Genomic DNA, 24553 nt, shown 5'->3' on the forward strand with positions numbered 1-24553 from the left:
AACTACTACTATTGGAAAACAACCCACCAAATGAACTTATTCTAACAAACCGCCGTATGCGGAACCGCATGTACGGTGGTGTGAGAGGACAGTGAGGGAAATAATCCCTCACTTCCTACTCGATTTAGGGAGATGTAATGATTTTGACTGTAACAGGTCCCGGGTTTGGAACTAACGCATCGCTATCAGTGTCAGTACAAATGATCCCAGGCTGCATAATGTTCTGATGTGATTCAGCGTGTTCCATCTCCCTTCAAACTGAGCACGCATCTGCCGCAGCTCTTCTGTACCGGCCCCCTGCACGGAGAATGCTTCCAGCATATTGTTCAGCGGGATATTGCCCACTATTGTTACACCCATTACGCCGATATAGTAACTTAGCGTAGCCAGTAACAACCAGATGCTGAAATTGCGCCATACGCACACTGGCAATAAAATTAATGGCCCAAAGAAGCAGATAAAGAATAGCGGGTTCTGTATGGCCTGATTCAGTTTCTGAAAAGCCAGGATATACGCTTTGTCCGGGAGCAATGCCAATCCTCTTGTTACAGATACAGACCAGCAATAGAAAATTCCTGTAATTAATCCAAGCAGGATAATGGTGATTATTTTCATGGCATTGATTTTTTAAGGAAGGTGAAAAAGTCTGTGGGTTTACGTCCCAGTGCGCGTTCTACGCCATTGGCGACAGTGGCATTGCGACCGTCCAATACTTCTGTGAATAGATAGGTTAAAAGATTTGTGATGTCTGCTGGTACGCCGTGAAGGGCTAATTGTGTGGTGTATTCATCCATAGAGATGCCTTCATAGTGTATTTGCCTGCCCGTAACTTTTGCAATTTCAGCTACTGCTTCTCTGAATGTTAATAGTGCAGGGCCGGTTACTTCATAGATTTGTTGAGAATGCTTATTATCTATAAGTGCGGCTACAGCTACATCTGCAATATCATCCGCATCGATGAATGGTTCTCCCACTTCACCTACTGGTAAGGCTACAAATCCGGCCTCTATAGGTGCTGCCATATAACTTTCCGTGAAATTCTGCATAAACCAGCTGGCTCTGACAATTGTCCAGTCGATTCCTGATTGTATGACTGCCTGTTCGCAGCGTTCTGCTTCCGGTTCACCCCTGCCGGATAATAAAACCAGTTTTTGTACGCCTGCTGCAAATGCCGTTTTTGAAAATGCGGCAATGGTATGATCTGCACCTGGTACTGCGAGGTCGGGTTGAAAGGAAATGTAGACAGCATCCATATCCTGTAACGCAGGGGCCCATGTATTGTTGTCTTCCCAATCAAATGGAATAGGGGCATTACGGGAGCCTAAGCGGACATTAAAAGCTTGTAAGCGGGCGGCTACACGGCGACCTGTTTTTCCGTTGGCGCCTAATACGAGAATGTTTTTCATGGTAATATTATTTTAACTTGGCGATATAATTTGCGATGAGGGCAACGCCTTCTTTGTGGATCATGTGTGTACCCAGTAAAGGCATTTTGCCGTTTTGCATGAATTTCAAAATGAGTTTCTTGTAGGTTGGGTCTAAGTATGCGTCATATGCAAGGCGCAGGTCAGACTTATTGCACATTCCGGTAGGGTTGTGACAATGTGCACAGTTCACATCCAGATAGGCGCGGGCGCGACTTTCTATCGTAAGCGTAGTATCCTGCCAGTTAGGAAGCGGCGATATCTTTGATAGATCTGGTGTTTCCAGGATACCGGCTTGTACAAGAGCAGGGATCTGTTGGTATATGTTCCGGGCTTTGAAGCCGATAGGCTGTATGTCTTTGCCATGGCAGGAATGGCATTGTCTGATCGTTGGAAGTATATATCCATTTACCTTTTTTTCTCCTCCATTGCTCAGGTAAGCGTTTTGTTGTGTGGTATTCCAGATATAGATTCCTGGTTCCCAGCCTGTGGGTGTTTTTAATAATACCCTCGTTTCTATTTTAATTCCTTGTTGGGAGAAGGTTTTGAACAGTACGGTACCTTCAGGGAACTGCGGTAATCCATTGTCAGTAATGATTACTTTTTTTCCTGATGGGATACTGATCATTCTTTCTTTGTCGGTATAATCCGAAAATAAGGGCGTAGCCACGTTGTAGGGTACTGCCTGTTTGAAATCAGATAGTTTTGGAAAGAGAAGTCCTGTTAAAATTAGGAAATGTGTCATCTGTTTGTGCTATTAACAACACAAAAGTCAGACGATATCAGTTTTTAAAATAGAATGATTCCGACAATGTTCGAGTGGGGTAACACCGGTAAATTTCTTAAACCAGCGGATAAAATGGGATTGGTCGGCATAGCCATTTGCATAGGCGATGTCGGATAGTTTTGAGAATTGTCCTCTGTCAAGCATGCTGATGGCGGACTGGAACTGGGCAATATTGGAGAATAAGCGGGCGGATATGCCGACGTATTGCTCAAACCTTCGTTCAAAAGTGCGCTCAGTGAGGTTGAGGTGGTAATGCAGGTCTTTTAATGAGGTTTTGCCTTTGGCGGTCAGAATCAGGTTAGTAGCGTACTCCATACCAGGGTCTACAGGAGTTATCATCTTCTCCAGGTAGGAAAAGAGGATTTCAAATTGTCGCTGAGGTGATACCGTATTCCACAGCTGTTCATTCAGGCTGACCCGCGGAACGGCAGGGAGAAGGGATATATCCACACATTCATCTGTCAGTTCTTTGGCATGTAGCCGAAAGATGGAAGGAAGTACATGTGGATGGAAAATAAGGCCGAGGACCCGGCAATTAGGATTCGTGTGTAAAATGATGGGGTCAAGGGTTTGACCAAATACAAAAGACTGGGAAAGAACCTTTTGAGTGTTGCCCAATATCATTCCGGACTGTTGGAAAATGAGGCCGGTTCGGCCATCAGCAAAGATGGGGAAGGCATTTTCAGCAGCTCCTTCTGCGTACCAGACACGGGAAATGTAGGGTTGCAGCGGAGGAGGAATTTGTATGGGTGGAGAAAAATCCATTCGAATGAAGTTAGGAAAAAGCCACAAACTACCTACTGTATTTTGCGGCTTTGCTCTTCTACTCTCTTAACAGATAAAGATAATCGACGTGTAATAACGTCCAACTATTAGTATCTGGGTCTAAATCCAGGGCGTGGGCCGGGTCTGGAGAAACGATTATTTTCTGGTCTTTCAGGTTTTGGACGAGCCTCATACACCACTATTTTCTGGCCATCCACTTCCGAATTATTCAATTCCTTAATTGCCAGTACCGCATTCGAGTCGTCTGGCATTTCAACGAATGCAAAACCTTTAGAACGGCCACTGTACTTATCATAAGCCACATTAATACTATATACAACGCCAAATGGGTCAAATAACGACCAAATCTCTACTTCAGTTGTTCTGTCACTTATGTTACCTACAAAAATATTCACAAATATAATTTTAATTTAATATAGACTATTTTGAAATTCAGGATTTTAGGAAGAAAATAGCGCTCAAACTACCTAAGGATAAGCCAAAGTCAACCTTGTTAAAGTTAGAGCAATAAATTGAGTATTACAGGATAAATTTATAGGGATTGGCAAAAAATTAAAAGCCTCCCAATATTTATCGGGAGGCTTTTTGGGTTTTTAGGGAGATGTAAATCCCACTATGCAAAATGATTTTCACCCCCGTACTCCTCCTCATCATGATACCCATACACTACTATCCCCGGCTCTCTTTGAACCAGCTCCCGAATTTTATTCAGATTATTCACCCGTAGCTCATCATTATCCGCGTTCATTTTTGTCATTTGATGTATCGGATGATGAGGGTCATTTAGTTCCGCCCTCAGATAATATGCATCTCCTACGTAAAAAATCCAATGATCGTCGGCGTGTATTGCCACACCGCAATGTCCGTTAGTATGACCAAACAAAGGAACAAGAAAAATATCCCAGGCTATATCAATGTTAATTTTTCTTGCCTCAAACCCATACCATTTTTCTGATGAGGGACCATAGGTGATAATGTTTGGATGATGTGCTAGTGGCGTTTGTAAATAACGGGGATTGCCAGCTTTGAAATTTTCATATTCTTCTGTACTGATATGCACTGCGGCATCCGGGAAATCAGCCAGTCCTCCGATATGGTCGTTGTCGAGGTGGGAGATAATACAATCGGTAACGGAGTCAGTTGGCAGACCCAGCTGCTCAAGTTGCCGGAAGGCGGTTAAGGCTTCATTAAAACGGTAACCAATGCGATCAATATAATCTTGCCCGATTCTGATTGCCGGCTGCAGTGTGTCCAACAGACCGATGCCCGTGTCTATAAGCACCAATTTATGTTCAGTCTCCAGTAATAAACAATGCCCTATGGCGCTCCCGCCTATCGGAGATTGAAGGTCCAGGCAATTAAGGTGATGTATTTTTACCATAGCAACTAATTTTATAATTCTTGTTGCTAAGTAATCGAGGAGCGCTTACATAAAATAGAACCCTGGCGACAATTTAAGATAATATACGAACGGTGTCAAAGGGGGTGCTTTCATAAGGCTGCAATTTCATTGCGGATGTAAACTCCTTTGGCGTACATCCTGCGAATAACTTGAATTCTCTGATAAAGTGCGACTGGTCTGCATAGTTAAAATGATAACCAACGTCGCCCAGCTTGTTAAATGACTTGGTTTTTAATAAATGCAAAGATTTTTGAAATCTAATGATGCGCAGGTAAGTCTCCGGGCATACCCCCATATGTTCTTTGAATTTTCGCTGAAATTGACGTCGGGAAATATTTAAGTTCGATGAAACCTCGTACGGATTCATTCCCTTCTTATCATCAAATATCATTTTTACACTCAGATCAATTATCCTATCATGTTTGGCATCACGTAGTTTTTGTTGAAGTTGCGCACTAAATAGTTGGATAACCTGTTGCGGTGAAGTTGTGTAAAGGAGGCGATCGGTGAACTCCTTTGAAAAGATTGTATCGGTTTCAATTATTGCATTGGTAATCGTGGATGCATTTATATGAAACAACTTTTTAAAAGCTGTCGGCTGGAGATTTACACCAAAAACGAAAGAATTGCCATGGAACGTGTTAATGCAGGGGCTGTCTTGTTTCTGCCCATAAGCAAAGGAAATGGGAAATAGGTTTCCATTTGCATCAGTCAAAGACGAGGAGCCGTTGCTATGTTGGAATACAATCCCCATTGCCCCGTCTGCCAGAATCTTAAAAGACTTGTTTCGACCAGCATCCTGAATATTGGCATACCAGAAGCTTTTAACAACCTGTGAAAGAGTGTGGTGCGGTGCTACTGAAATTATTTCCATATCAGGTAGTTTACATGGTTGAATATAAACTAATTTTTATAGGGAGATGTAAATGCAGTTTGGATTATTTTGCCTTTAATTAGTAAAGTATAATGGAAATAAATTATATGTAGTGTGCATTGTTAATGCAGCCTGATACCCTGAATTAAATAGCCCTTGATAATTGCTCAATCTCTTCGTCATCATAATGAGTTTCCCCCTTACTAAGTGCCGGATAATATTTGACTATGACTTGCTGAATCAAAGAAACCCTTTGTTCCGTTTGGATATGTGACGATAATAACTCGTCAATAAACTGGTCAATAAGTTTTGATTTTTTTGATTGATATTGGCTAATCATAAAAGTAGAATCATCCAGACTCTCATGTAATAGGATCATGGAATCAATCTTCTTGATGCCATCAAGAATATCCATTAAACTATTTAGTTCTGCCTTTTTCATTGAATCAAATTTAATAAATTATTTCCAAAAAACCTTTGGGGTGCTTTTGTCCAGTACGGCTTCTGCTGGTTTTTTCAAATAGGTCCTTCCAGTACATTTGATCTCCGATAAAAAGTGGATATTTTCTGTTTTCTCGATTATATCTCACAACTAGATAAGCATCAACCCCATACCTTTCTAAAGATTGTGGATATTTAAATTGGTTCAATTTGCTACCAGCCTTTTCAATGAGTTCGACATCAATAAAGGTAACCAGATCAATATCATTTGGTTCTGCTTTTTGGGTTACATAAGACCCGTCAATCCACTGCAAAAGTGGTTGTCCTTCCAGAACATGTTTTAAGTCATCTGAATAATTAATATAATTATTGTAAAGTTCTTGCCTTCTCGAACTATGGATTGAATCCACAAATTGTGTTTTAAAATCACTCAAAGTGGATATGATATTCGTATTGGGGACTAAGTATCCTCTATGGTTGAATGTAAACATTATTAAACTTTAATGGACTTTTGATTAATGGTTGTTTTTATACTTTAAAGTTATGCTGCAATTAATAAACTGAGTTTAGAAAATTCACATAATTGAAAATATAATTATTGTCTCTTAACTTTAAATCATAAACCACACAGCCATGCGTCACCTCATCTACGGCATCAATCTCACCATCGATGGTTACTGCGAACATACACAGCTTCCCGGCAGCGCTGAAATCCACGAATATTTCACGGACCTCCTCGCTAAAACCGACCTCGCCATTTACGGTCGTAAAACATACGATTTAATGGTGCCGTATTGGCCGGATGTGGCCAAGGCGCCAACTGGAGATAAGGCTATTGATAGATTTGCACAAATTTTCAACGGCATCGAAAAAATTGTTTGTTCGCGCACCAGAACTGATTTTGAAGGTAACCCCAGGGTATTGCACGATAACCTCACTGAACAGATCATGGCGCTGAAACAGGCACCCGGTAAGGATATTTCTATCGGTGGAGTGACGCTCCCCGGTGAATTGATTAAACTAGGACTGGTAGATGAGTTTTATTTCGTAGTACATCCTGTGCTCGGAGGGCAGGGGAGGAAGCTGCTGGACGGCGCCAATTTGCCGGAACAGCTGTCACTCACGCTGGCTGATGCCACAACGCTGGCATCCGGATGTATGGCCTTGCACTACGTAAAACAATGATAGACAATAAAGCGTTACCTTTCAGTACGAAAGATAAGCTATGAAGAAAATAGGATTTTTATCGTTTGGACATTGGGCTAACCATCCGGCCTATAGTACCCGTTCTGCCAGCGATACCCTGCTTCAATCTATTGACCTGGCTGTAGCTGCTGAAGAAATTGGTATTGATGGCGCCTATTTCCGGGTGCATCATTTTGCAGCGCAATTAGGATCTCCCTTTCCTTTGCTGGCAGCCATCGGCGCTAAAACCAGCAAGATAGAGATTGGAACAGGTGTGATTGATATGCGGTACGAAAATCCACTGTACATGGTGGAAGACGCCGGCGCTGCGGACTTGATTTCGGAAGGGCGATTACAACTGGGTATCAGCAGAGGATCACCGGAGCAGGTAATCGACGGCTGGCGATATTTCGGCTACGAACCAGAAGAAGGAGAATCGGATGCGGAGATGGGCCGCCGCAAGGCTTTGGAATTCTTAGCCAAATTAGACGGGGTGGGGTTTGCAGCACCTAATCCCAATCCCATGTTTCCAAATCCACCGGGACTGCTGCGACTGGAACCCTATTCAGAAGGATTGAGGGAACGCATCTGGTGGGGTGCCGCCTCCAATGCTACCGCTGTGTGGGCCGCCGAAAATGGCATGTACCTGCAAAGCTCCACCCTCAAATACGATGAAAGCGGAAAACCCTTTCATATCCAGCAAGCCGAGCAAATCAGGTTATACAAAGAAGCCTGGAAAAAAGCAGGTCATACCCGTGAACCAAGAGTGTCCGTTAGCCGGTCTATTTTTGCGATGGTAAGCGACCAGGATCGTTATTATTTCGGACAGGAAAGTAACCGCGTAGATAAACTCGGCATGATTGAACAAGGCAAACGCGCCATTTTCGGAAGAAGTTACGCCGCGGAGCCAGACCTGCTCATCAAAGAGCTGGCGGAGGACGAAGCAATACAGGAAGCAGATACACTGTTGTTAACCATCCCTAATACATTGGGAGTGGATTATAACGTACATGTATTGTCCGCCATACTTGAACACGTAGCCCCGGGACTGGGCTGGCGATAAATCGTTTAATAAAAAAGTCCCGGTAATATATGACTACCGGGACTTTTACATCTCACCAAAATAAATTAGTTAACCTTTACAGCCACAGGCCCTTCAGGGTTGCTGTGATCCAGGGTTGCACTTCTTGAAACAGTATTGTCTTTATACCAGAAATAATACCTTCCTTCATCGTCCGTAGCAATCGCTTTGATATCAGTAAATTTCTTGCCTGCCGGCACGGTATATTTACCTCCGGATGAATAGGTTGCCCAATTATTGCTGCGGCCAACAGAATAAGTTCCATCAGTGTACCAGTAGCAGTGGTCATTATTTGAACGCTTAACGGTAGTACCAATAAAGGTAGCCATAGATTGGCCAGGAGCCGGATAGGCTTGATTATAAGCGTCAACAGGGTTGTTGCCCAGCTTGTACATCTCCCCATTCATATAGTAACCATTGCTGAAATAAGCATAGAACCTGTTCGCAGTAGTCATGGAAATTTCTATGATGTCAGTATTGGCAATATCGGTACGGCCTGTAAAAGTAGTAGTAGGACCTACTGCATTATCCCATGATCCTCTGATCACCTTACCGGTTTTTGTGTAGTAGAGAGTCGCATTCCCGGCAGTTATTTCAATACCCGCCAGATCGGTAATATTACCGGCCGACTGTACCGGCCAGTTAGGCGCCGGGAACAGACGTTTCACCATGGCAGTATCGCCCTTGGAGAACATTTTTGTATGCGGGCCCTTAGGGAAATGAGAGTGCATTACGGAAGCAGAATCACCGATGTTACCAGCATCATAATAAGCGTTTTTCTTTCTGTCGCTGTGCTGTAAACCAAGAATGTGACCTAAGGCATGTACCATACCGCTTACCAGTTGATCCCTGGTAATATTGTGTGTATCCAGGTAGCTGGTATTTAATGTAATAGCACCACCCGGTAGTCCGGCTGTACCTGGCAGGGTCACCAGGAAAGGCTCATCGACTGTTGGGTAGCCTGAAGTGTAAAACATGATATCACTCGGTCCCGGATCGGAAAAAGCCATGAAGTTAAACTCAGCCCCATACTGAATCAGGATACCGTTCCAGTAACCAATAGCACTGTACAAGGCACTTTCCACACCGGTTGCCATCTGGCCAGGGTTGATCCCGATTTTAAAAACGCGATAGTTATTAACCACATACGGACTTTTCACCGACTTCGTAGAGTCCTTCGCTTCTACGATGGGTAAGGTAGAGAGCATCTGCGTCAGCGTGGACTTAGCCAGCACCATATCGCCATCTATCAGGACATTGTTGGCATCCATCGGTTTAACAGCAGTAGAGTCCAGGCCCAAGGCTCTGGAATAAATAAATGCTACCGTATCCTGATGGGACTTTGGAATTTCATATACAGGCTTAGGTTCTGGTTGAGGTTGCATGCCGCTCTCTTCTGTGGTGGAGCAGGAATAAATCATCAAGGGCAATAACGCTGCCGATAACACTTTTATCGGGACAGGGATTTTTATCATAGTATATGAATTTTGAAGCGGCGAAAATACCATCTTTACCCATGGAATCATTAAGGATGCAAAAATATTCGTTCTGAATCCTTTATTTATAAGATAAATACATCTTACGTTGTAGATATGCAACTTATCCTGTATGTAATTAAACACCCAAAGCCCCGGAGTTCATCCGGAGCTTTTTTTATTTTTTTGGGAGATGTTATCCTGTGCTGTTAGTCGTTTTTCTTTTTCCTTCCTTTCTCCTGCTGAGGATCTTCCCATACCCAGCTCAACATCGCTGTCAGGGAGTTCTTAGGAATATGCACCTCCATGGAGCGCTTCAATGTTTTGGTAACACCAGTGGAATCCTCATATACTATTTTAAGGTCCACATCAAATTTTCCACCCTGTTTCATAGGCTCCGTAAAATTGAACTGGGTATATAGCATGTTAAGCTGCATACTGTCCAGGCAATCCTTAGCGGTGCACTCCACCTTCATGACATTCTTTTTCATGCCGTTAAGGTCCCAGTTATCGATGTCCGTTGCCCTGGCTATGGGGTTGAACTTATTCTCTCCCCATGTTTCCCAGCCCATGGATAACAACGAAATTTTACTGCGGGAGGAGTTGTCCATGTCAAAGCGGCCCGTACTAACGGTAACTTCCTTAATTCCCTGTTGCGCCTGCGCCTGATTGATTACCAGGCAGGTAGCAAATGCTATTATGAGCTTTTTCATCCTACGGTATAATTTTTACCAGGAATAAGCACCAATATCACAGGAGGTACCGGAAATTTAAATTTGATTAACAAAAAAATGGCCTGTGCCTGTTTATCGTGTGTGCCACGCTCTGTTGTTGGAATTAAATGATGGTAGCAGGAAACAGGTGACATCACCAGATTTCCCTAACCTGCTGTTTCTCCTTTTCTTATATAATCAAGGAGGAAATTAGTCCTATTTGAATAAGTATATGAACGGACCTTCTTTGCGATTTCCCTGATTTCATACTCTGTATAATAACGCTTTATCAGGTCATTTAATTCGTGGAGCCTGGAGATATCTAGTTGAGATAATTGTATTTTCCTCATATTGTCATCATAATCGTACGCGTCATTTCTCCGAAATAGCGCACTAACAAAATCATATTTATTGGTCAGGATCATCTTCTCTGCATACCTGACTATCAATTCATAAGTTGTATGATCTTCTATTAGGATGATCATTTTCTTGTAATTCTGTTCAGCATCAAACAACTGAAATAAAAAAGAATGCGCATTCCGGTGGTATTTGGAGGCATGTTTGGCGCTGGTTATAGCTTTGGTTCTCCAGTATTTTTGAACAGCGGGGTTCTGGGTATATTTCATAACAAACAGGTAATCATTTATATCATAGCTATCAGGAAGTAATTCGGCCAGAACTTTTGCAAGTTCAGTATTTCTTTGTTGTTGGGTGTAAATCTCTTTTAAGAAATTAAGATACGGGAGGTTGTATTCCTTTTTTACATTTGACGCAATCTGCTCTAAGCTAAATTTTTCTGCGATATTGTATTGGCCAATAGCCATTAATTCTTCAATAAGCGCTTCATTATAGGCAATTTGCCATTGTATTGGATGGAAAAGTGTAAAATATTTTTCGAAGGTATCGCTGGCTATGATTATATTGAAAAATATTTTCGTATACATATCAGTTTCATAGTTATCAGCTTTTTTAAACTTAGTATAATGCGCCGCCAACAAAGCAATTACTTTCTCTCTCCTGGGTTGGCTACTTTTTCCGAGAATTTCTGAGAGCAGTGTCAGGAACTCCACCTGGATCAAACGGAATATGGAAATTTGATCAATAATCAATTGGATAATTTTATCCCATTCGGTTTCAGACTCCAATTGCGAAACCGGATCAGCCAGTCCTGATATTAAAGTAAGTTTATATTTGGGAATTCTCCCACTGTTCGTATGTAAGTGTTTAGATGCATGTCCGATGGCATTAAGAACAGCGATAAATAACTGAAACTTATCTTCATTTGCTGCATCCTTATAATAAGCACGAACAATTTCCTCGTGAATTTCTGTCCATAACTCTACTATTTTTTTTGTTTCAGCTGTTTCAGCTTTGGACCTTTTTCCAATAACCGCTTTTATTACCTGCAAGGTGGCCTGAGCGATTGCTTCAGGCGTAGAGGGTTTCTGCGCGGTGGAAAACTGATGCATAAATGAAAGCTCAAGCTCCTTATTTTTGTTCAATAGGGTCTTTACCCAGGCTTTCAATGCAGCAGTATCCACTTCAGCCAATAACAACTCCAGGGGATCTGCTTTGGTAGTTTTTGCACTTGTTTTCTTATTTTTTGTATTGTTTGCAAGGAAATTGAGAACTGCTGTCTTGTGTTCACAGAAGTTACTTTTCTGCCCGCAATCGCACTGGTGATGGCTGACTTCCAGGTCTGGATTTAGGGTTAGGATTACATCAAAAGTTTCCTTACCTGCATCTACATATGCCTGGAATTGATTCTTTTCAATTTCATCGCATTCACGGACAGTACATTTGGCAGCTTTGCCAAGTATGGCTTTAGAAATAGATTTTTTATAGTTGTTAACTGAAAGGAATTCCTTGCTCATATGGTCCCAATTTGTGGCCTAAGATATTAATTTTCTGATGTTTAATGATGTCCACCGTAAGTAATAATGATTTTGCTAGCGTCTCCTTTTCAGATAATTTTGCATTTTACAACAATATCAACATGAGGATAGCTATCAACGGTTTTGGACGTATAGGCAGGATATTCTTACGAATGGCCCTGGAAAGGCCGGGTATAGAAGTGGTTGCCATTAATGATCTGGCAGATGCCGCTACCATGGCGCATCTTTATATGTATGACTCCGTACATGGGCCGTTTAAGGGAGATGTGAACATCACCGGGGACACCCTCCTGATCGATGGAAAGCCGATCCGCCTGCTGTCGGAACGAGATCCACTGCAGCTGCCATGGGCAGCCCTGGAAGTAGACCTGGTCATAGAATCCACCGGTAAATTCACCAACCGTGCCGCCGCAGAACTCCACCTGCAGGCAGGCGCCAAACAGGTGATTGTGTCCGCACCTTCCTCGGATAAGGATATCCCTACCGTAGTGCTGGGTGTTAACGACCACCTCATTGATCTGACCGCACCGGTGCTGTCCAACGCCTCCTGCACCACCAATAACGTGGCGCCCATGGTGAAGGTGCTGGATGATAACTGGGGTATCGTAGACGGCTACATTACCACGGTGCACTCCATGACCGGTGACCAGAACCTGCATGATGCCCCACACCGCGACCTTCGCAGGGCACGTGCCGCCGCCGCCTCCATTATCCCTACCTCCACCGGAGCCGCCAAAGCAATCACCTCCATCTTCCCACACCTGGAAGGCAGGATGGGAGGGGCAGGTATTCGTGTGCCGGTGCTCAATGGCTCCCTTACCGACTTTACCTGCATCCTAAAGCAGCAGCCGGCCAGTGTAGCAGAAATCAATGAAAAATTCAAAGCCGCGGCGGAAGGCCCGATGAAAAATATTCTGAAATATACCGAACACCCCATCGTATCCATCGATATCGTGGATAATCCGTATTCCTGCACTTTTGATGCCTTGCTGACATCTATAGTAGGCGACCTGGTGAAAGTGGTAGGATGGTATGATAACGAGTACGGCTACTCGAACCGACTGGCAGATTTGGTAGAGCGCATTGCTGCGCTGAAGCAACATAAATAGTTAATTGAATGGCACCTCCGGTGTTATTTTGATGGAAAGATCCGCCTGGCGCGGATCTTTTTTCTTTCAAAGTGGCATAAGGATTTAAATTAGTACCCCCACCTTACCCCGGTGGCATGCTCACTGAACTGCCATAATTCCGCCGCGCTGTCCTCATCCCCGGCATAGGTTCGCACACCATATACTATACTTTCATCGTTGGCTACCACCGGTGCTATATTACAATCCTCGCAATACACGCCACCAATGCCATTCAGCTCCTCGCTGAGGGCACACCACACAGCTGTGCTGGCACCCTGCTCCGTCGTCTTAAAGTTTTTTACGCGCTTTTTCCAGGACTCCAGTTCTTCGGGCGACATATGCAGCACCACATCAGTGAGGATAGCCCCGGGATGCACGGAATAGGCCTGTACCTGATGTGACAGCCCCAGTTTATTCAGGTGCACGGCAAACAGTGCATTGGCAGTTTTTGACTGGGCATAAGCTTTCATGGGGTCATACGGATGTTGCTCAAAGTTGGGATCATCCAACCGTAATCCCATGCGGCGATGGCCAACGGAAGAATGCGCAATCACCCTGGCACCACCGGCATGTTGGAGCGCAGGCCATAGTAGCCCGGCAAGCTGAAAATGCCCCAGGTGGTTGGCACCAAATTGCAATTCATAACCCCGCTTATCTTTTTTCAGTTCAGGCGGAAAAAATACCCCCGCATTATTAAACAGGAAATGCAGCTGCTGGTGCGTTGCCAGGTATTGACCGGCAAAAGCATCCACAGACGCCGGATCGGCGAGATCCAGCGGGATAAAAGTGGTGTTTGGTAAGTCGGCTAACTTTTCATGGGCTCTGGCGGCATCCCGGGCTCCTACAATTACGTTGGCCCCTGCCCGTGAGAATGTTTGTACAATTTCGAAACCAATGCCGGCGCTTCCGCCTGTTACGATCACATTTTTTCCTTGCAGCTGGTGACCGGCAGCTACTTCACTGGCAGTGCTCTGCGCATTAAACCGGGAAGGAATGGGTTGTTGATATGGGTTCATAAGATGGCTCGTTTTTAGGAAGTGGAGTTGTCAGAAATTTGCCGCTGCAAAGTTGCAAATTTTGCTGTACTATCACTATATTTTTTTGCAGGTTTCATATCTCCCTATATAAATTTTTTTAGGGAGATGTAAATGACCAGTACTAACATGCACGGATATATTTTTGTGATGCCGCAGGTCCTTCTGCTCCCGGTACATTCTTGTCATGTGTCCGCTCAAATTCCTACAAATCTGTGGGATACAGTTTTTTTATTTCATCATTTTAATTAGCTTTATTAGAATTCCCTTTATCCAAATGCCAGCGCAATGAACAATTTGTTATCTGAAGCAGATTTATGCGAATTGTTAGCCCAAGGAAATGAGAGTGCCTACGAGGAACTTTACAGCAGGTATTGGAAAAAAGTATATAAAATCGCACTGACTTACTTAAAACAATCGCATGAGGCGGAAGACCTCGTGCAGAATGTTTTTATAAAGCTATGGCTCAAGCGTAATGCCCTCGCAGGTATCAGCAGTTTTGATGCCTGGCTGCGGGTAGTGGCCCGCAATGAAGTTATTTCGTATATGCGTAAACAGGAGTTACCAACTGTTGCAATAGAGGCTGGTTGGGAACTGCGAGCAGATGAAAGTCATACACCCCATAAACTCACCGTATCCCGCGAGTCAACCACCCTGATCAATAACGCTATAGAACAACTGCCACCACAACGCCGCCAGGTGTTTAAACTCAGCAGGGAAGAAGGGCTGACCTATGATCAGATCGCCTCCCGGACCGGAATTGTACGGGAAACTGTGAAAAAGCATATTGTGCGTGCTCTGGTATCCATCCGACAGTACCTCGACACTAATAAATAATGGCGTTAGTATCTCCCGAAAAAAATATTTTAAAACAGGTGTACCCTACCTGGTAATAATTGCGTCTTACTATATAGAAGGCCGATATTTTGAAAGTTTATGGAACAACAGCAAGTATTTAAACAGCTACTGGATAAGTATTTAGCCGGCACGATCAGTGCCGGGGAAAAGAAGCACCTGGAAGCAATGCTGGCTTCCGATCAATATCGGGACTACCTCGAATCGCACATTGACCACGACTGGGAACAGCTACCAGCCACTCCGGATAAAACTGATCCGGTGGGAGAAGCTATTTTCAGCAGGATTCAGGAACATAATGCCACAACAGTCCCTGTTTCCAGCAGGAGAATTTGGGCAGCCGCAGCGGTGGCAGCTATTTTAATTACCGGCGTTGGCCTGTACATCACCCTGAAGCCGTCCCCAGCCAAACAGCTGGTGGCAGCCAATAAGCCTACAGACGTTGGCCCCGGAGGTGATAAAGCCATCCTTACCCTGGCAAACGGACAGAAAGTAGTACTGGATTCAGGCAGGCAGGGAGTTATCCTTAGCCAGGCAGGTATCACGGTGCAAAAAAACGGCACGGGGCAGATTGTATACGAGGTGTCAGGCAACAATGAGGCACCGGTGGAATATAATACCATCACCACACCGCCTGGTGGCCAGTTTCAGGTGGTATTGCCGGATGGCTCACGGGTATGGCTAAACTCTTGTTCTTCCCTGCATTTTCCTACCAGCTTCAAGGCAAAGCAAAGAAGCGTGGACCTGAAAGGGGAGGGGTATTTTGAGATAGCCGCCAATGAACATCAACCATTTAATGTAACTGTCAACGAAATAAATATACAGGTCCTGGGAACGCGATTCAACGTCATGGCTTATGCCGATGAAGAAGACATCCGAACCACACTGCTGCAGGGCGCTGTAAAGCTTTGGAGTAATAATCAGCCGCTAGTCCTGAAACCCGGAGAAGAAGGACGATTCAACCGCAAGCAAGCCACCATGACCACCGTAGCCGGCAACGAAGAAGAAGCCCTGGCCTGGAAAAATGGCTACTTCAGCTTCGAGCACGCCGATCTGAAAAGCATTATCCGCCAGCTGGGCCGATGGTATGACCTGGAAATTATTTATGAAGGTGCCTTGCCGGAAGCCCGCTTTATGGGAATGATCAGCCGAAACGGACCATTGTCGGGAGCAATGAACGTATTGAAAGGAATGGGCGTAAACAGCCGCCTGGAAGGAAAGACACTTGTTATTATGCCTGTAAACTAAAACCAAAATCGTAATAAACACAACCAAATCACGCAACACGGCCAGATGTAATTCACGTTATTGATTCACCAAAAAATGACTGCTCATGTAGATCGTTCATCACGTATTTCCAAAAAAAAGAAGACCAACAATGCGCTCACATTGCTGGTCCATGTCAAGTATTAACAATCGCGTTTACAACTGATTAATTAACTCAACCACCTAAAGGTATGCAAAAAATGAACATTTGCAGCTGGCTGCCCCGTGCCCGCCACTGCAGGTATAAAATATTGCTTTTAATGAAGTGCACTGCTTTTTTGATGTTGGCTATCTGTCTGCATGTCAGTGCTACCGGCTATTCACAACGCGTATCCCTGAAAGTCGAGAATGCATCGCTAAAGAAAGTATTTAACGAAATCAGGAAACAAACCGGTTACTACCTGGTTTGTGATGAATCGCTGCTGACTAAGTCCGGTTCGGTCACTTTCAGCGTCACCAACAGCTCCATCGATGATGTACTACAAAAGTGTTTCTCCGGTATCCCCTTCAGTTACTCACTGGTGGAGAAAACACTCATCATCAAACAAAGAGATAATTTCGATCTGCGGCAGGACTCCACCCGCCAGGTAACGGGCCGCATTGCGGATGATAAAGGCTCCCCACTCATCGGCGCCAGTATTAAACTGAAAGGTACCAATACCGGTACCACCACCGATGAAAACGGCCGCTTTTCCATTTCCCTGAAAGAGCGTAACGGATTCCTGGAAATCAGTTTTATCGGCTACGAATCTAAAACAGTAGCCGTGTCCGCCACAGATAAAAACCTGAGCCTGAGCCTCAACCGCGACTCCCGCCAGATCGGTGAAGTACTCGTGGTAACAGCACTGGGCCTGGGCCGCAAAATGTCTAACCTAACCTATGCCACCCAACAACTCGGTACGCAGGAACTGTCGACCGTAAAAAGCACTAACGTGCTCAACAGCCTGAGCGGCAAGGTGTCCGGCGTGCAGATCAACCGCACCTCCGGCGGTGCCGGCGGCTCCGTGCGTATCGTGATCAGAGGGGATAAATCTACCCGCAACTCCCAGCCACTATATGTAATAGATGGTTTGCCTTTGCTGAACCCTACCGGCGGCGCCAGCGCAGAATGGTATAATTCCACTGCCGACGGTGGCGATATTCTCTCCACCATCAACCCGGAAGATATTGAGAGCATCAACATCCTCAAGGGACCATCGGCGTCTTCACTGTATGGCAGCCAGGGTAGTAACGGCGTTATCCTCATCACCACCAAAAGAGCGAAAGCAGGGATATCCAAAGTGGATATTGCCAGTAATCTCACTTTTGACAAGGCTTACAACTTTCCCGAGCAACAGTACAACTACGGTCAAACTACTGCTGCTACTGCCACTACTGCTGGCAGCGAGGATAGCTGGGGCGCGAAAGGCGCCACACAGCCTGGCTCCGACTACATCAACAAATTCTTCAATACCGGCCTTACCTGGATTAACAGCGTTGGATTGACATGGGGTAACGACAAAACGTCCAACTATCTCTCGTACTCCAATACCGACAATAAAGGGATTGTACCCACCAACACACTCAAACAAAACTCGCTCACCTTCCGCGAATCAGGGAAATTCCTGAATGATAAACTCACCGTAGACGGTACCTTTATGGGCTCTATCCAGAATACCCATAACCGTATCAACCCGGGTGTGTACTTCAACCCGCTCACCGGTTTATACGCCTTCCCGAGAGGTCTCGATTTTGAGCAGTATAAAAACTTTGAATACTTCTCCACTTCCCGCTACCTGATGGCACAGAACTGGTGGAATATCAATCCTGATAAAGGTTACTCCGGCCAGGACTACCAACAAAATCCTTACTGGATTCTGAATCGTAACCCTACGGACAACGAGAACAGGAACGTATACACGGCGTTGTCGCTCCGCTACGCGGTAAACGACTGGCTGAATGTACAGATGCGTGGTAACTATAATAGTTATCAGAACGCTTATCAGCGCAATACCTACGCTACCACCCAAACTACGCTGGCTCCTGAGAACGGTTTGATTAATGTCAACAAAACAAATAATCAGACCCTGTATGGCGACTTCGTATTACAGGCGAATAAAAATATAAATAAAGACCTGGGACTGAACGTTACCCTGGGAACTTCCATCCAGGATCAGAAAGGAGCTACTACCAACGTACGCGGTGCGCTTACTGTTCCGAATGTGTTCCTTGAATCAGCCATCGACTGGACCAATGTTTCAAGGGCGGTTAATACCAATTCCTCTATCCGACGCCAGATACAGTCCGTTTTTGGTGCGGTGGAACTGGGATACCAGGATAAATTATTCCTGAATTTCACTGACCGGAACGACTGGTCGTCGACCCTGGCATATACGCCTACTTCCGGCAAAGGATTCAATTATTATTCAGCTGGTGTGAGTGCGGTACTCAGCAGGATCTTTAACCTGCCGCAATCCATTGATTACGCGAAAGTTCGTGTATCCTATGCCGTAGTGGGTAATGATATTGATCCGTTCAGAACCAGACCGCTGTATACCTTCAATGCGGGTATTTCCACGCCACCGGTTAGTAATCCCATTCACGTGGCCGGTTACTACCTGCAACCTGAAAAGAATAAATCCCTTGAAATAGGTACCCAGTGGAGCATACTCAAAAACAGGCTCACACTCGATGTTACCGGGTATAAATCCAATATCACCAACCAGTTTTTCCAGAACATTGCCGTAGCACCAGGCATTGGTGCCGGTACCAGTGCGGATGTAAACGGTGGTAATATTCAGAATACCGGGGTAGAAGTAGCTTTATCCTATGGTGTGATTAAAACACCGGTGATCAGTTGGACCACCACGCTGAACTATTCCTACAACCAGAACAAGGTAATAGAACTCTTCAACTCTTCTATTGTGGCCAATCCGTCTGCGGATCAGAAATATTCGCTGAACGGTGGCTCCGGCTTCCTGGTACAGGGTGGTTCCTTCGGTGATATTTATGGTCGTGGTTTCAAGAGAGATGATCAGGGACGTATTATGGTAGGAGCGGACAATCTGCCTTTATCAGTAGATAACGTGTACCTGGGCAATCCTAACCCTAAATCCATTGTAGGTTGGAGCAACAGCGTTAGCATTCATGACTTCGCGATCGGCTTCCTGATCGATGGCAAATTTGGCGGCAGGGTACTGAGTATCACTGAGGCGCTGATGGACCAGATGGGTGTGAGCAAAAGAACCGGTGAAGCCCGAGATAATGGCGGCAAAGTGGTAATTGCGAATGCGGTAGATCCTACCGGAAAGGTAATTAATGCGGAAGTTGATGCGAAAGATTACTACAAAACAATTGGTGGTAAAGGTCCGATAGCAGAGGCTTATATGTATGATGCCAGCGCTATTCGCCTGCGCGAGTTTTCCGTTGGCTATACGCTGAAGCTGGATAAAATGGTGAAACAACTAAAGTTCAGCGTGATCGGTAATAACCTTTTCTTCCTTTACAACAAGGCGCCGTTTGATCCTGAGCAGGTAGCGGCTGTAAACCCCGGTGGTGTGGGTGTAGACGTATTTGGTTTGCCTACCTACCGCAGTATTGGTTTCAGCATTAAAGCCACCTTGTAATCCGGATCACTTGTTTTTCCTTAAAAATGAACAACATGAAAATTACTTTCTATAAAAGTTGCATACTGGCAGCCCTGGTGCTTACGTCCTGTACAAAAAAGTTTGAGGAGCTGAATACCAATCCTGCCGGTGTTACAGAAGATGTGTTCAAGGCGGATTTCCAGCAGATCATCCTGCCGCTGAAGAATGCACAGAAGGCGATACAGCATTCCGGTAACTACCAGATACAACAAAACCTGAATGCGGATATTTACAGTGGTTACATGATGACGCCAACACCATTCAATGGTAATAATAATAACAGCACTTACTTCATGATGGATGGGTGGAATAACTCCATCCTGGATGCGGCGTATAACGATGTAATGCGCTCGCTGAGTGATTACAAAGATTTGAGTGAAACTTATGCCGGGGTAGATTTTTCTTTTACTGACGGTATCGCTAAAACGATTAAGGTGCTGGCGATGCACCGGGTATCGGATATTTTCGGGCCTATCATCTATACCCACTTCGGGCAGGCAAACGCTGATTTGTCTGTTGATTACGATTCCCAAAAGGACGCCTATACGGCGTTTTTTGCAGACCTGGATCAGGCGGCAACGCTGTTAAAGCCTTTTGCTTCCGGGGAGAAGAAAGTGCTGTCGGCATTCACCAGGGCCGATATCATTTATGCGGGTAATGCCGGTAACTGGCTGAAACTGGTGAACACGTTACGCTTACGACTTGCCATCAGGATTGTTAACATTGATGGGCCATTGGCAAAAACGCAGGGTGAGAAAGCGCTGGCAGCAGCCAGTGGCGGACTCATTACCACCAACGCTGCCAACGCCCTGGTGGACCTGGGTATGCGGCATCCGGTGAGTGAAATCATTGGCTGGGATGATATCCGCAGCGGTGCACCTTTATCTTGTTTGTTAATCGGATATAGTGATCCGCGCTTAACCCATATGGTAGCTCCTGCTGCCGACGGTGCGGTAGCCGGCCAATACATCGGTATCCGCAATGGTGTGGCGATTGATGATAAGTCGAGATACTCCGGTTACTCCATACCACTGGCCAAAGCCGCTTCCGGTGATTATTTTGATGCCAAAGCCGGTAAAATGAAGCTGGCATCTGCCGCAGAAACTTATTTTCTGATGGCAGAAGCAGCGCTTAATAACTGGGCGAATGCCGGGGATGCAGCGGAAAACTACAATAAAGGTATCGCCATATCATTTGAAGAATGGGGCGCCGGCTCTTCCGCCGACTATGCCGCTAACAACACCGCCACGGCGGCCCCTTATGCGGACCCTAAGGCTATGGTGGCCGGCAAGAACGATGTGCTTGCCAAAGATCCTAACCTGAGCCAGATCACCATCAAATGGGACGACGGCGCTTCGCCTGCCCAAAAGCTCGAAAGAATCATTACACAAAAGTGGATTGCCATTTATCCTGATGGCCAGGAAGCCTGGAGTGAATTCAGACGTACAGGGTATCCAAAGTTATTCCCCGTAGTGGTGAATAGCAGCGGTGGACTGATACCTGGATTTATCAACAGATTGCCTATCTCCAGTAAATATCAGGCTGCCAACAAACCTGGATACGACAGAGCGGTAAAAACTATGACTGGACCAGACAACGGAGGAACCAGGTTATGGTGGGATATTAATTAGGGAACTTTTATCACCCTCGATTTATTCACCACATAAACACCCCTCGTTATGAGAAAACAGCATCTTGTAGCTGTGGTACCAATGCTATTATTGGTACTGCTGACCTCATGTACCAAAAAAGAGGTAGCCCCTCTCGCGGAGCCCAATGGCCCTGCTGTACGTACCGAACTGGTAACGCTGCCGGCAGCGGGCCAGAACAAAGTAGCCTATTACGCTTTTGACGCCACCCCCCAGGGGCAGGGTTACATGTCGCTTACCAATTTTACCGACAAAGCCAACATCATCGTGGTATTTGAAGGTACCTTATGGGAGCTGGCCGACACTGTGAATTACAATTCAGGCTGGATGATCAACAGCATTTACAAAAACAAAAAGAAAGTGCTGGAAGACATCCAGACACTCCGTTCACAAGGCAAGATTGTATTAATGAATGTGGATGATGCTGCCTCCTGGAGCACCGCTACACCGTTTACCACCTACAATGGAACGGGATACAATTACACACAGTTTGCCTCCTTTATCAACACCTGTGTAAACACCGTAGGATTAGATGGTATCTCTCTGGATGTGGAGCATGGCGCTACCGACAACACCAATTACCGGAACCTGATCAAGGAATTGGGTAAGTACTTTGGTCCGCTTTCTTCCAGCCCTACCACTAAGATCTATACCGGTGCTTTTTACTCCGGTGGCGCACCTGGCCCGTCTTTCAGGGATACTGCCTTAGCGAAGTACCTGAACTTTGTGATGGACATGGGCTACTTCAACGACAATACCTCCCGTTTCAATTACTGGGCGGCCACACTGGGCAATGCTAAAGTAATGGATGGGATGTCGTACGACTACAACAGTCAGAGCAGCGCTGTATCACATGCACAATGGCACCCGTCGCCGGATAAAGCCGGTGTGATGGTGTTTGCCGGTAACGTAAACAAAGCGTACACCGATGCCGTACTGGATGCGGTAACTACCACTACTACACCTGGTAATCCGAACGATGTAACGGACCTGGGTGGTACCACCACTGCACAGTATAACAACTCACCGTCCGGCGAGGAAATTGGTAAGCTGACAGATAACAGCACCAGCACCAAATACCTTACCACCAATGGTTCCGGATGGGTACAGTTCCATGCTACTACGGCGGCAGTGGTGAAAAGTTATACCATTACTTCGGCTAACGATGTACCTAATCGTGATCCTAAGAACTGGACCTTGCAGGGTTCTAACAATGGTACCAGCTGGACCACCCTGGATACGCAAACGAATCAAACCTTTGCTACCCGTTTCCTCAAAAAAACCTACACTATTACCAATACCACTTCCTATGCCTACTATCGCCTGAATGTAAGCGCAGTAGTAAGTGGTACAATTATGCAGATGTCGGAGTGGGAGCTGTTGAAGATCTAGGAAAATTAATACAGGAGCGGCTTTGGCTGATCCTGCCTGCAGAGAGCGGGAAAGATCCGGAAGGATTTTTTCCCGCTTTTTTAATATGTTCAGTAAGGAGTAGTGAAATGAAAAACTATCTATGTTTCAATGCAGTTGTATGTTGGCATGAGCAGGCTTTTCCCAGCTTTGTCATGTATTGGGGCGGCTCCGCCTATACAGAAGGTACAGGATTACATTATTGGCTATCTTTAACCCATGGAGAATTACAGCATCGTTCTGTTTCTGTTGGCAGTCATGATTGGTTTGTCCGCCTTTGCGGGTAAGATAAAATTACCTTACCCGGTGATGCTGATCGTAGCGGGCATTGCCATCGGTTTTATTCCCACACTGCCGGAGATAGTGCTGAATCCTGAAATCATCTTCCTGATATTTTTACCGCCTTTATTGTACGATGCGGCCTTTAATATTTCCTTCGCAGACTTCCGTACCAATATTAATACTATTGGTACGCTGGCGATAGGGTTGGTATTTTTAACGGCTTGCTGCATTGCTGTGCTGGCGCATTTCCTTATTCCCGGTATGACCTGGGCTATGTCGTTTACGCTCGGGGCTATCTTATCGGCCACGGATGCAGTTGCGGCCACCAGTATTACGAAGGGTTTGCATCTCTCCCATAAAACCCTGACTATACTGGAAGGAGAGAGCCTGGTAAATGATGCGTCGGCGTTGGTTGCTTTTCGTTTTGCCCTTGCGGCGGTTACAGGAACTGCTTTTGTGTTCTGGCATGCTTTGCTGCAATTTTTCCTGCTCATGGGCGGTGGGGTTCTGATAGGATTTGTGATGGCAAAGTTGCTGGCGTTTATCCTTGTCCGTGTGAAAGGCAATGATATGGTGACTATCAGCTTTATGTTAATCATGCCGTTTATTACTTACCTGCTGGCAGAGGAGCTGCATGTATCCGGCGTTATTGCTGTGGTGATACTGGGGCTGGGTATTTCCCGCTTTAGCAAAAAGGTGTTTCCGGACAGTATCAAGTTGCAGTCAAAATCCATCTGGGATGTCATCATATTTATGCTCAATGGCTTGATCTTTATCCTTATTGGCCTTGAGTTTCCGTATGTATTAAAAAATATAGAACCGGATAAGGTATGGCTGTATGTGGGGTATGCTTTCCTGGTAAATATTGTGGCACTGGTAGTGAGAATGATAAGGGTATTTATGCAGAAGGGTTCCTTGCAGCGGGCGTTCCAGCGGAAGGATAAGCGGGTGAGTGTAAATGCGCTGCTGGATTATAAAACCAGCCTGATCATCTCCTGGGCGGGCATGCGGGGTATTGTGTCGCTCGCTATTGCGATTGGTTTACCTAAAACGCTGGAAGGCGGTGCGCCCTTTCCGCAGCGGGATATCATTATATTCATTTCGGTGGTGGCGGTACTGATATCGCTTATTGGGCAAGGCCTTACGCTGCCCTGGCTCATACGCACCCTTACCCGGCAGCAGCCGGCAGTTGCGGAGCCACATTCACCGAAATAGTTTTTATCTTGCCACAAATTTCA

General features: G+C 45.4%; 22 protein-coding genes. 9 read left to right on the forward strand and 13 right to left on the reverse strand.

Going from position 1 to position 24553, the window contains the following annotated elements; translation table 11 throughout:
* Nucleotides 1–171: 171 nt before the first annotated feature.
* From KW844_RS26725 to KW844_RS26765, 9 genes are all read right to left on the reverse strand, one after another.
* On the reverse strand, nt 172–615 hold the full coding sequence (locus KW844_RS26725; protein ID WP_218379834.1) for a DUF1772 domain-containing protein: 444 nt from the start codon (nt 613–615) through the stop codon (nt 172–174).
* Entirely contained in the window at nt 612–1406 is a 795-nt protein-coding gene (locus KW844_RS26730) for an NAD(P)H-binding protein (RefSeq protein WP_218379835.1), read from the reverse strand. Before KW844_RS26730 ends, KW844_RS26725 begins: the two co-directional genes overlap by 4 nt.
* A gap of 7 nt (nt 1407–1413) precedes the next feature.
* A complete protein-coding gene (locus KW844_RS26735) occupies nt 1414–2169 on the reverse strand; it encodes a hypothetical protein (protein ID WP_218379836.1) in 756 nt (251 codons plus the stop codon).
* 27 nt (nt 2170–2196) lie between these two features.
* Complete coding sequence (locus KW844_RS26740) at nt 2197–2976, reverse strand: AraC family transcriptional regulator (protein ID WP_218379837.1); 780 nt, start codon at nt 2974–2976, stop codon at nt 2197–2199.
* Nucleotides 2977–3083: 107 nt separating this feature from the next.
* Nucleotides 3084–3392 (reverse strand): RNA-binding protein, encoded by a 309-nt coding sequence (locus tag KW844_RS26745; protein ID WP_218379838.1) that lies wholly within the window; start codon nt 3390–3392, stop codon nt 3084–3086.
* A gap of 218 nt (nt 3393–3610) precedes the next feature.
* On the reverse strand, nt 3611–4378 hold the full coding sequence (locus tag KW844_RS26750) for an MBL fold metallo-hydrolase (protein ID WP_218379839.1): 768 nt from the start codon (nt 4376–4378) through the stop codon (nt 3611–3613).
* Nucleotides 4379–4451: 73 nt separating this feature from the next.
* Nucleotides 4452–5273 carry an AraC family transcriptional regulator gene (locus tag KW844_RS26755; protein ID WP_218379840.1) on the reverse strand — a complete coding sequence of 274 codons (822 nt, stop codon included), beginning with the start codon at nt 5271–5273 and terminating at the stop codon, nt 4452–4454.
* 145 nt (nt 5274–5418) lie between these two features.
* Entirely contained in the window at nt 5419–5715 is a 297-nt protein-coding gene (locus KW844_RS26760; RefSeq protein WP_218379841.1) for a hypothetical protein, read from the reverse strand.
* Nucleotides 5716–5725: 10 nt separating this feature from the next.
* Complete coding sequence (locus KW844_RS26765) at nt 5726–6124, reverse strand: hypothetical protein (protein ID WP_218379842.1); 399 nt, start codon at nt 6122–6124, stop codon at nt 5726–5728.
* A gap of 223 nt (nt 6125–6347) precedes the next feature.
* Between KW844_RS26765 and KW844_RS26770 the strand changes: the two genes are divergently transcribed.
* Nucleotides 6348–6899: a dihydrofolate reductase family protein gene (locus tag KW844_RS26770; protein WP_218379843.1), complete on the forward strand. Its 552-nt coding sequence runs from the start codon at nt 6348–6350 to the stop codon at nt 6897–6899.
* A 40-nt stretch (nt 6900–6939) separates the two neighbouring features.
* The gene (locus tag KW844_RS26775; protein ID WP_218379844.1) at nt 6940–7962 is read left to right on the forward strand and encodes an LLM class flavin-dependent oxidoreductase; all 1023 of its coding nucleotides are present in this window, start codon (nt 6940–6942) and stop codon (nt 7960–7962) included.
* A 65-nt stretch (nt 7963–8027) separates the two neighbouring features.
* Here KW844_RS26775 and KW844_RS26780 read toward each other — a convergent pair whose 3' ends face one another.
* From KW844_RS26780 to KW844_RS26790, 3 genes are all read right to left on the reverse strand, one after another.
* Nucleotides 8028–9455, reverse strand: a complete 1428-nt coding sequence (locus KW844_RS26780) for a M57 family metalloprotease (RefSeq protein WP_218379845.1) — start codon at nt 9453–9455, stop codon at nt 8028–8030.
* Nucleotides 9456–9664: 209 nt separating this feature from the next.
* Entirely contained in the window at nt 9665–10168 is a 504-nt protein-coding gene (locus tag KW844_RS26785) for a hypothetical protein (RefSeq protein ID WP_218379846.1), read from the reverse strand.
* Nucleotides 10169–10335: 167 nt separating this feature from the next.
* Nucleotides 10336–12042 (reverse strand): hypothetical protein, encoded by a 1707-nt coding sequence (locus KW844_RS26790; protein WP_218379847.1) that lies wholly within the window; start codon nt 12040–12042, stop codon nt 10336–10338.
* A 116-nt stretch (nt 12043–12158) separates the two neighbouring features.
* Here KW844_RS26790 and gap point away from each other — a divergent pair, with 116 nt between their 5' ends.
* Nucleotides 12159–13172, forward strand: a complete 1014-nt coding sequence (gene gap / locus KW844_RS26795; RefSeq protein ID WP_218379907.1) for a type I glyceraldehyde-3-phosphate dehydrogenase — start codon at nt 12159–12161, stop codon at nt 13170–13172.
* Nucleotides 13173–13261: 89 nt separating this feature from the next.
* Here gap and KW844_RS26800 read toward each other — a convergent pair whose 3' ends face one another.
* Nucleotides 13262–14209: an SDR family NAD(P)-dependent oxidoreductase gene (locus tag KW844_RS26800; RefSeq protein ID WP_218379848.1), complete on the reverse strand. Its 948-nt coding sequence runs from the start codon at nt 14207–14209 to the stop codon at nt 13262–13264.
* A 306-nt stretch (nt 14210–14515) separates the two neighbouring features.
* On the opposite strand from KW844_RS26800, the gene KW844_RS26805 reads away from it, so the two are divergent.
* From KW844_RS26805 to KW844_RS26830, 6 genes are all read left to right on the forward strand, one after another.
* Nucleotides 14516–15064 (forward strand): RNA polymerase sigma factor, encoded by a 549-nt coding sequence (locus tag KW844_RS26805; RefSeq protein WP_218379849.1) that lies wholly within the window; start codon nt 14516–14518, stop codon nt 15062–15064.
* Between the two features lie 99 nt (nt 15065–15163).
* Nucleotides 15164–16330 (forward strand): FecR family protein, encoded by a 1167-nt coding sequence (locus KW844_RS26810; RefSeq protein ID WP_218379850.1) that lies wholly within the window; start codon nt 15164–15166, stop codon nt 16328–16330.
* 278 nt (nt 16331–16608) lie between these two features.
* Nucleotides 16609–19953: a SusC/RagA family TonB-linked outer membrane protein gene (locus KW844_RS26815; protein ID WP_218379851.1), complete on the forward strand. Its 3345-nt coding sequence runs from the start codon at nt 16609–16611 to the stop codon at nt 19951–19953.
* Nucleotides 19954–19988: 35 nt separating this feature from the next.
* Entirely contained in the window at nt 19989–21605 is a 1617-nt protein-coding gene (locus KW844_RS26820; RefSeq protein WP_218379852.1) for a SusD/RagB family nutrient-binding outer membrane lipoprotein, read from the forward strand.
* A 48-nt stretch (nt 21606–21653) separates the two neighbouring features.
* On the forward strand, nt 21654–23015 hold the full coding sequence (locus tag KW844_RS26825) for a glycosyl hydrolase family 18 protein (RefSeq protein WP_218379853.1): 1362 nt from the start codon (nt 21654–21656) through the stop codon (nt 23013–23015).
* A 237-nt stretch (nt 23016–23252) separates the two neighbouring features.
* Entirely contained in the window at nt 23253–24530 is a 1278-nt protein-coding gene (locus KW844_RS26830; RefSeq protein ID WP_218379854.1) for a Na+/H+ antiporter, read from the forward strand.
* The last annotated feature ends 23 nt before the right edge of the window (nt 24531–24553 follow it).

This window comes from Chitinophaga sp. sic0106, assembly GCF_019219075.1.
In the GTDB taxonomy this organism is placed as follows: domain Bacteria; phylum Bacteroidota; class Bacteroidia; order Chitinophagales; family Chitinophagaceae; genus Chitinophaga.

Bases quoted from the DNA above. Each gene is read 5' to 3' on its own strand.
- KW844_RS26810 (WP_218379850.1), top strand. From the start codon at position 15,164: ATGGAACAACAGCAAGTATTTAAACAGCTACTGGATAAGTATTTAGCC.
- KW844_RS26815 (WP_218379851.1), top strand. From the start codon at position 16,609: ATGAAGTGCACTGCTTTTTTGATGTTGGCTATCTGTCTGCATGTCAGT.
- KW844_RS26750 (WP_218379839.1), bottom strand. From the start codon at position 4,378: ATGGTAAAAATACATCACCTTAATTGCCTGGACCTTCAATCTCCGATA.
- KW844_RS26770 (WP_218379843.1), top strand. From the start codon at position 6,348: ATGCGTCACCTCATCTACGGCATCAATCTCACCATCGATGGTTACTGC.
- KW844_RS26805 (WP_218379849.1), top strand. From the start codon at position 14,516: ATGAACAATTTGTTATCTGAAGCAGATTTATGCGAATTGTTAGCCCAA.
- KW844_RS26780 (WP_218379845.1), bottom strand. From the start codon at position 9,455: ATGATAAAAATCCCTGTCCCGATAAAAGTGTTATCGGCAGCGTTATTG.
- KW844_RS26730 (WP_218379835.1), bottom strand. From the start codon at position 1,406: ATGAAAAACATTCTCGTATTAGGCGCCAACGGAAAAACAGGTCGCCGT.
- KW844_RS26800 (WP_218379848.1), bottom strand. From the start codon at position 14,209: ATGAACCCATATCAACAACCCATTCCTTCCCGGTTTAATGCGCAGAGC.
- KW844_RS26820 (WP_218379852.1), top strand. From the start codon at position 19,989: ATGAAAATTACTTTCTATAAAAGTTGCATACTGGCAGCCCTGGTGCTT.
- KW844_RS26740 (WP_218379837.1), bottom strand. From the start codon at position 2,976: ATGGATTTTTCTCCACCCATACAAATTCCTCCTCCGCTGCAACCCTAC.
- KW844_RS26830 (WP_218379854.1), top strand. From the start codon at position 23,253: ATGGAGAATTACAGCATCGTTCTGTTTCTGTTGGCAGTCATGATTGGT.
- KW844_RS26760 (WP_218379841.1), bottom strand. From the start codon at position 5,715: ATGAAAAAGGCAGAACTAAATAGTTTAATGGATATTCTTGATGGCATC.
- KW844_RS26825 (WP_218379853.1), top strand. From the start codon at position 21,654: ATGAGAAAACAGCATCTTGTAGCTGTGGTACCAATGCTATTATTGGTA.
- KW844_RS26775 (WP_218379844.1), top strand. From the start codon at position 6,940: ATGAAGAAAATAGGATTTTTATCGTTTGGACATTGGGCTAACCATCCG.
- KW844_RS26755 (WP_218379840.1), bottom strand. From the start codon at position 5,273: ATGGAAATAATTTCAGTAGCACCGCACCACACTCTTTCACAGGTTGTT.
- KW844_RS26725 (WP_218379834.1), bottom strand. From the start codon at position 615: ATGAAAATAATCACCATTATCCTGCTTGGATTAATTACAGGAATTTTC.
- KW844_RS26785 (WP_218379846.1), bottom strand. From the start codon at position 10,168: ATGAAAAAGCTCATAATAGCATTTGCTACCTGCCTGGTAATCAATCAG.
- KW844_RS26790 (WP_218379847.1), bottom strand. From the start codon at position 12,042: ATGAGCAAGGAATTCCTTTCAGTTAACAACTATAAAAAATCTATTTCT.
- KW844_RS26735 (WP_218379836.1), bottom strand. From the start codon at position 2,169: ATGACACATTTCCTAATTTTAACAGGACTTCTCTTTCCAAAACTATCT.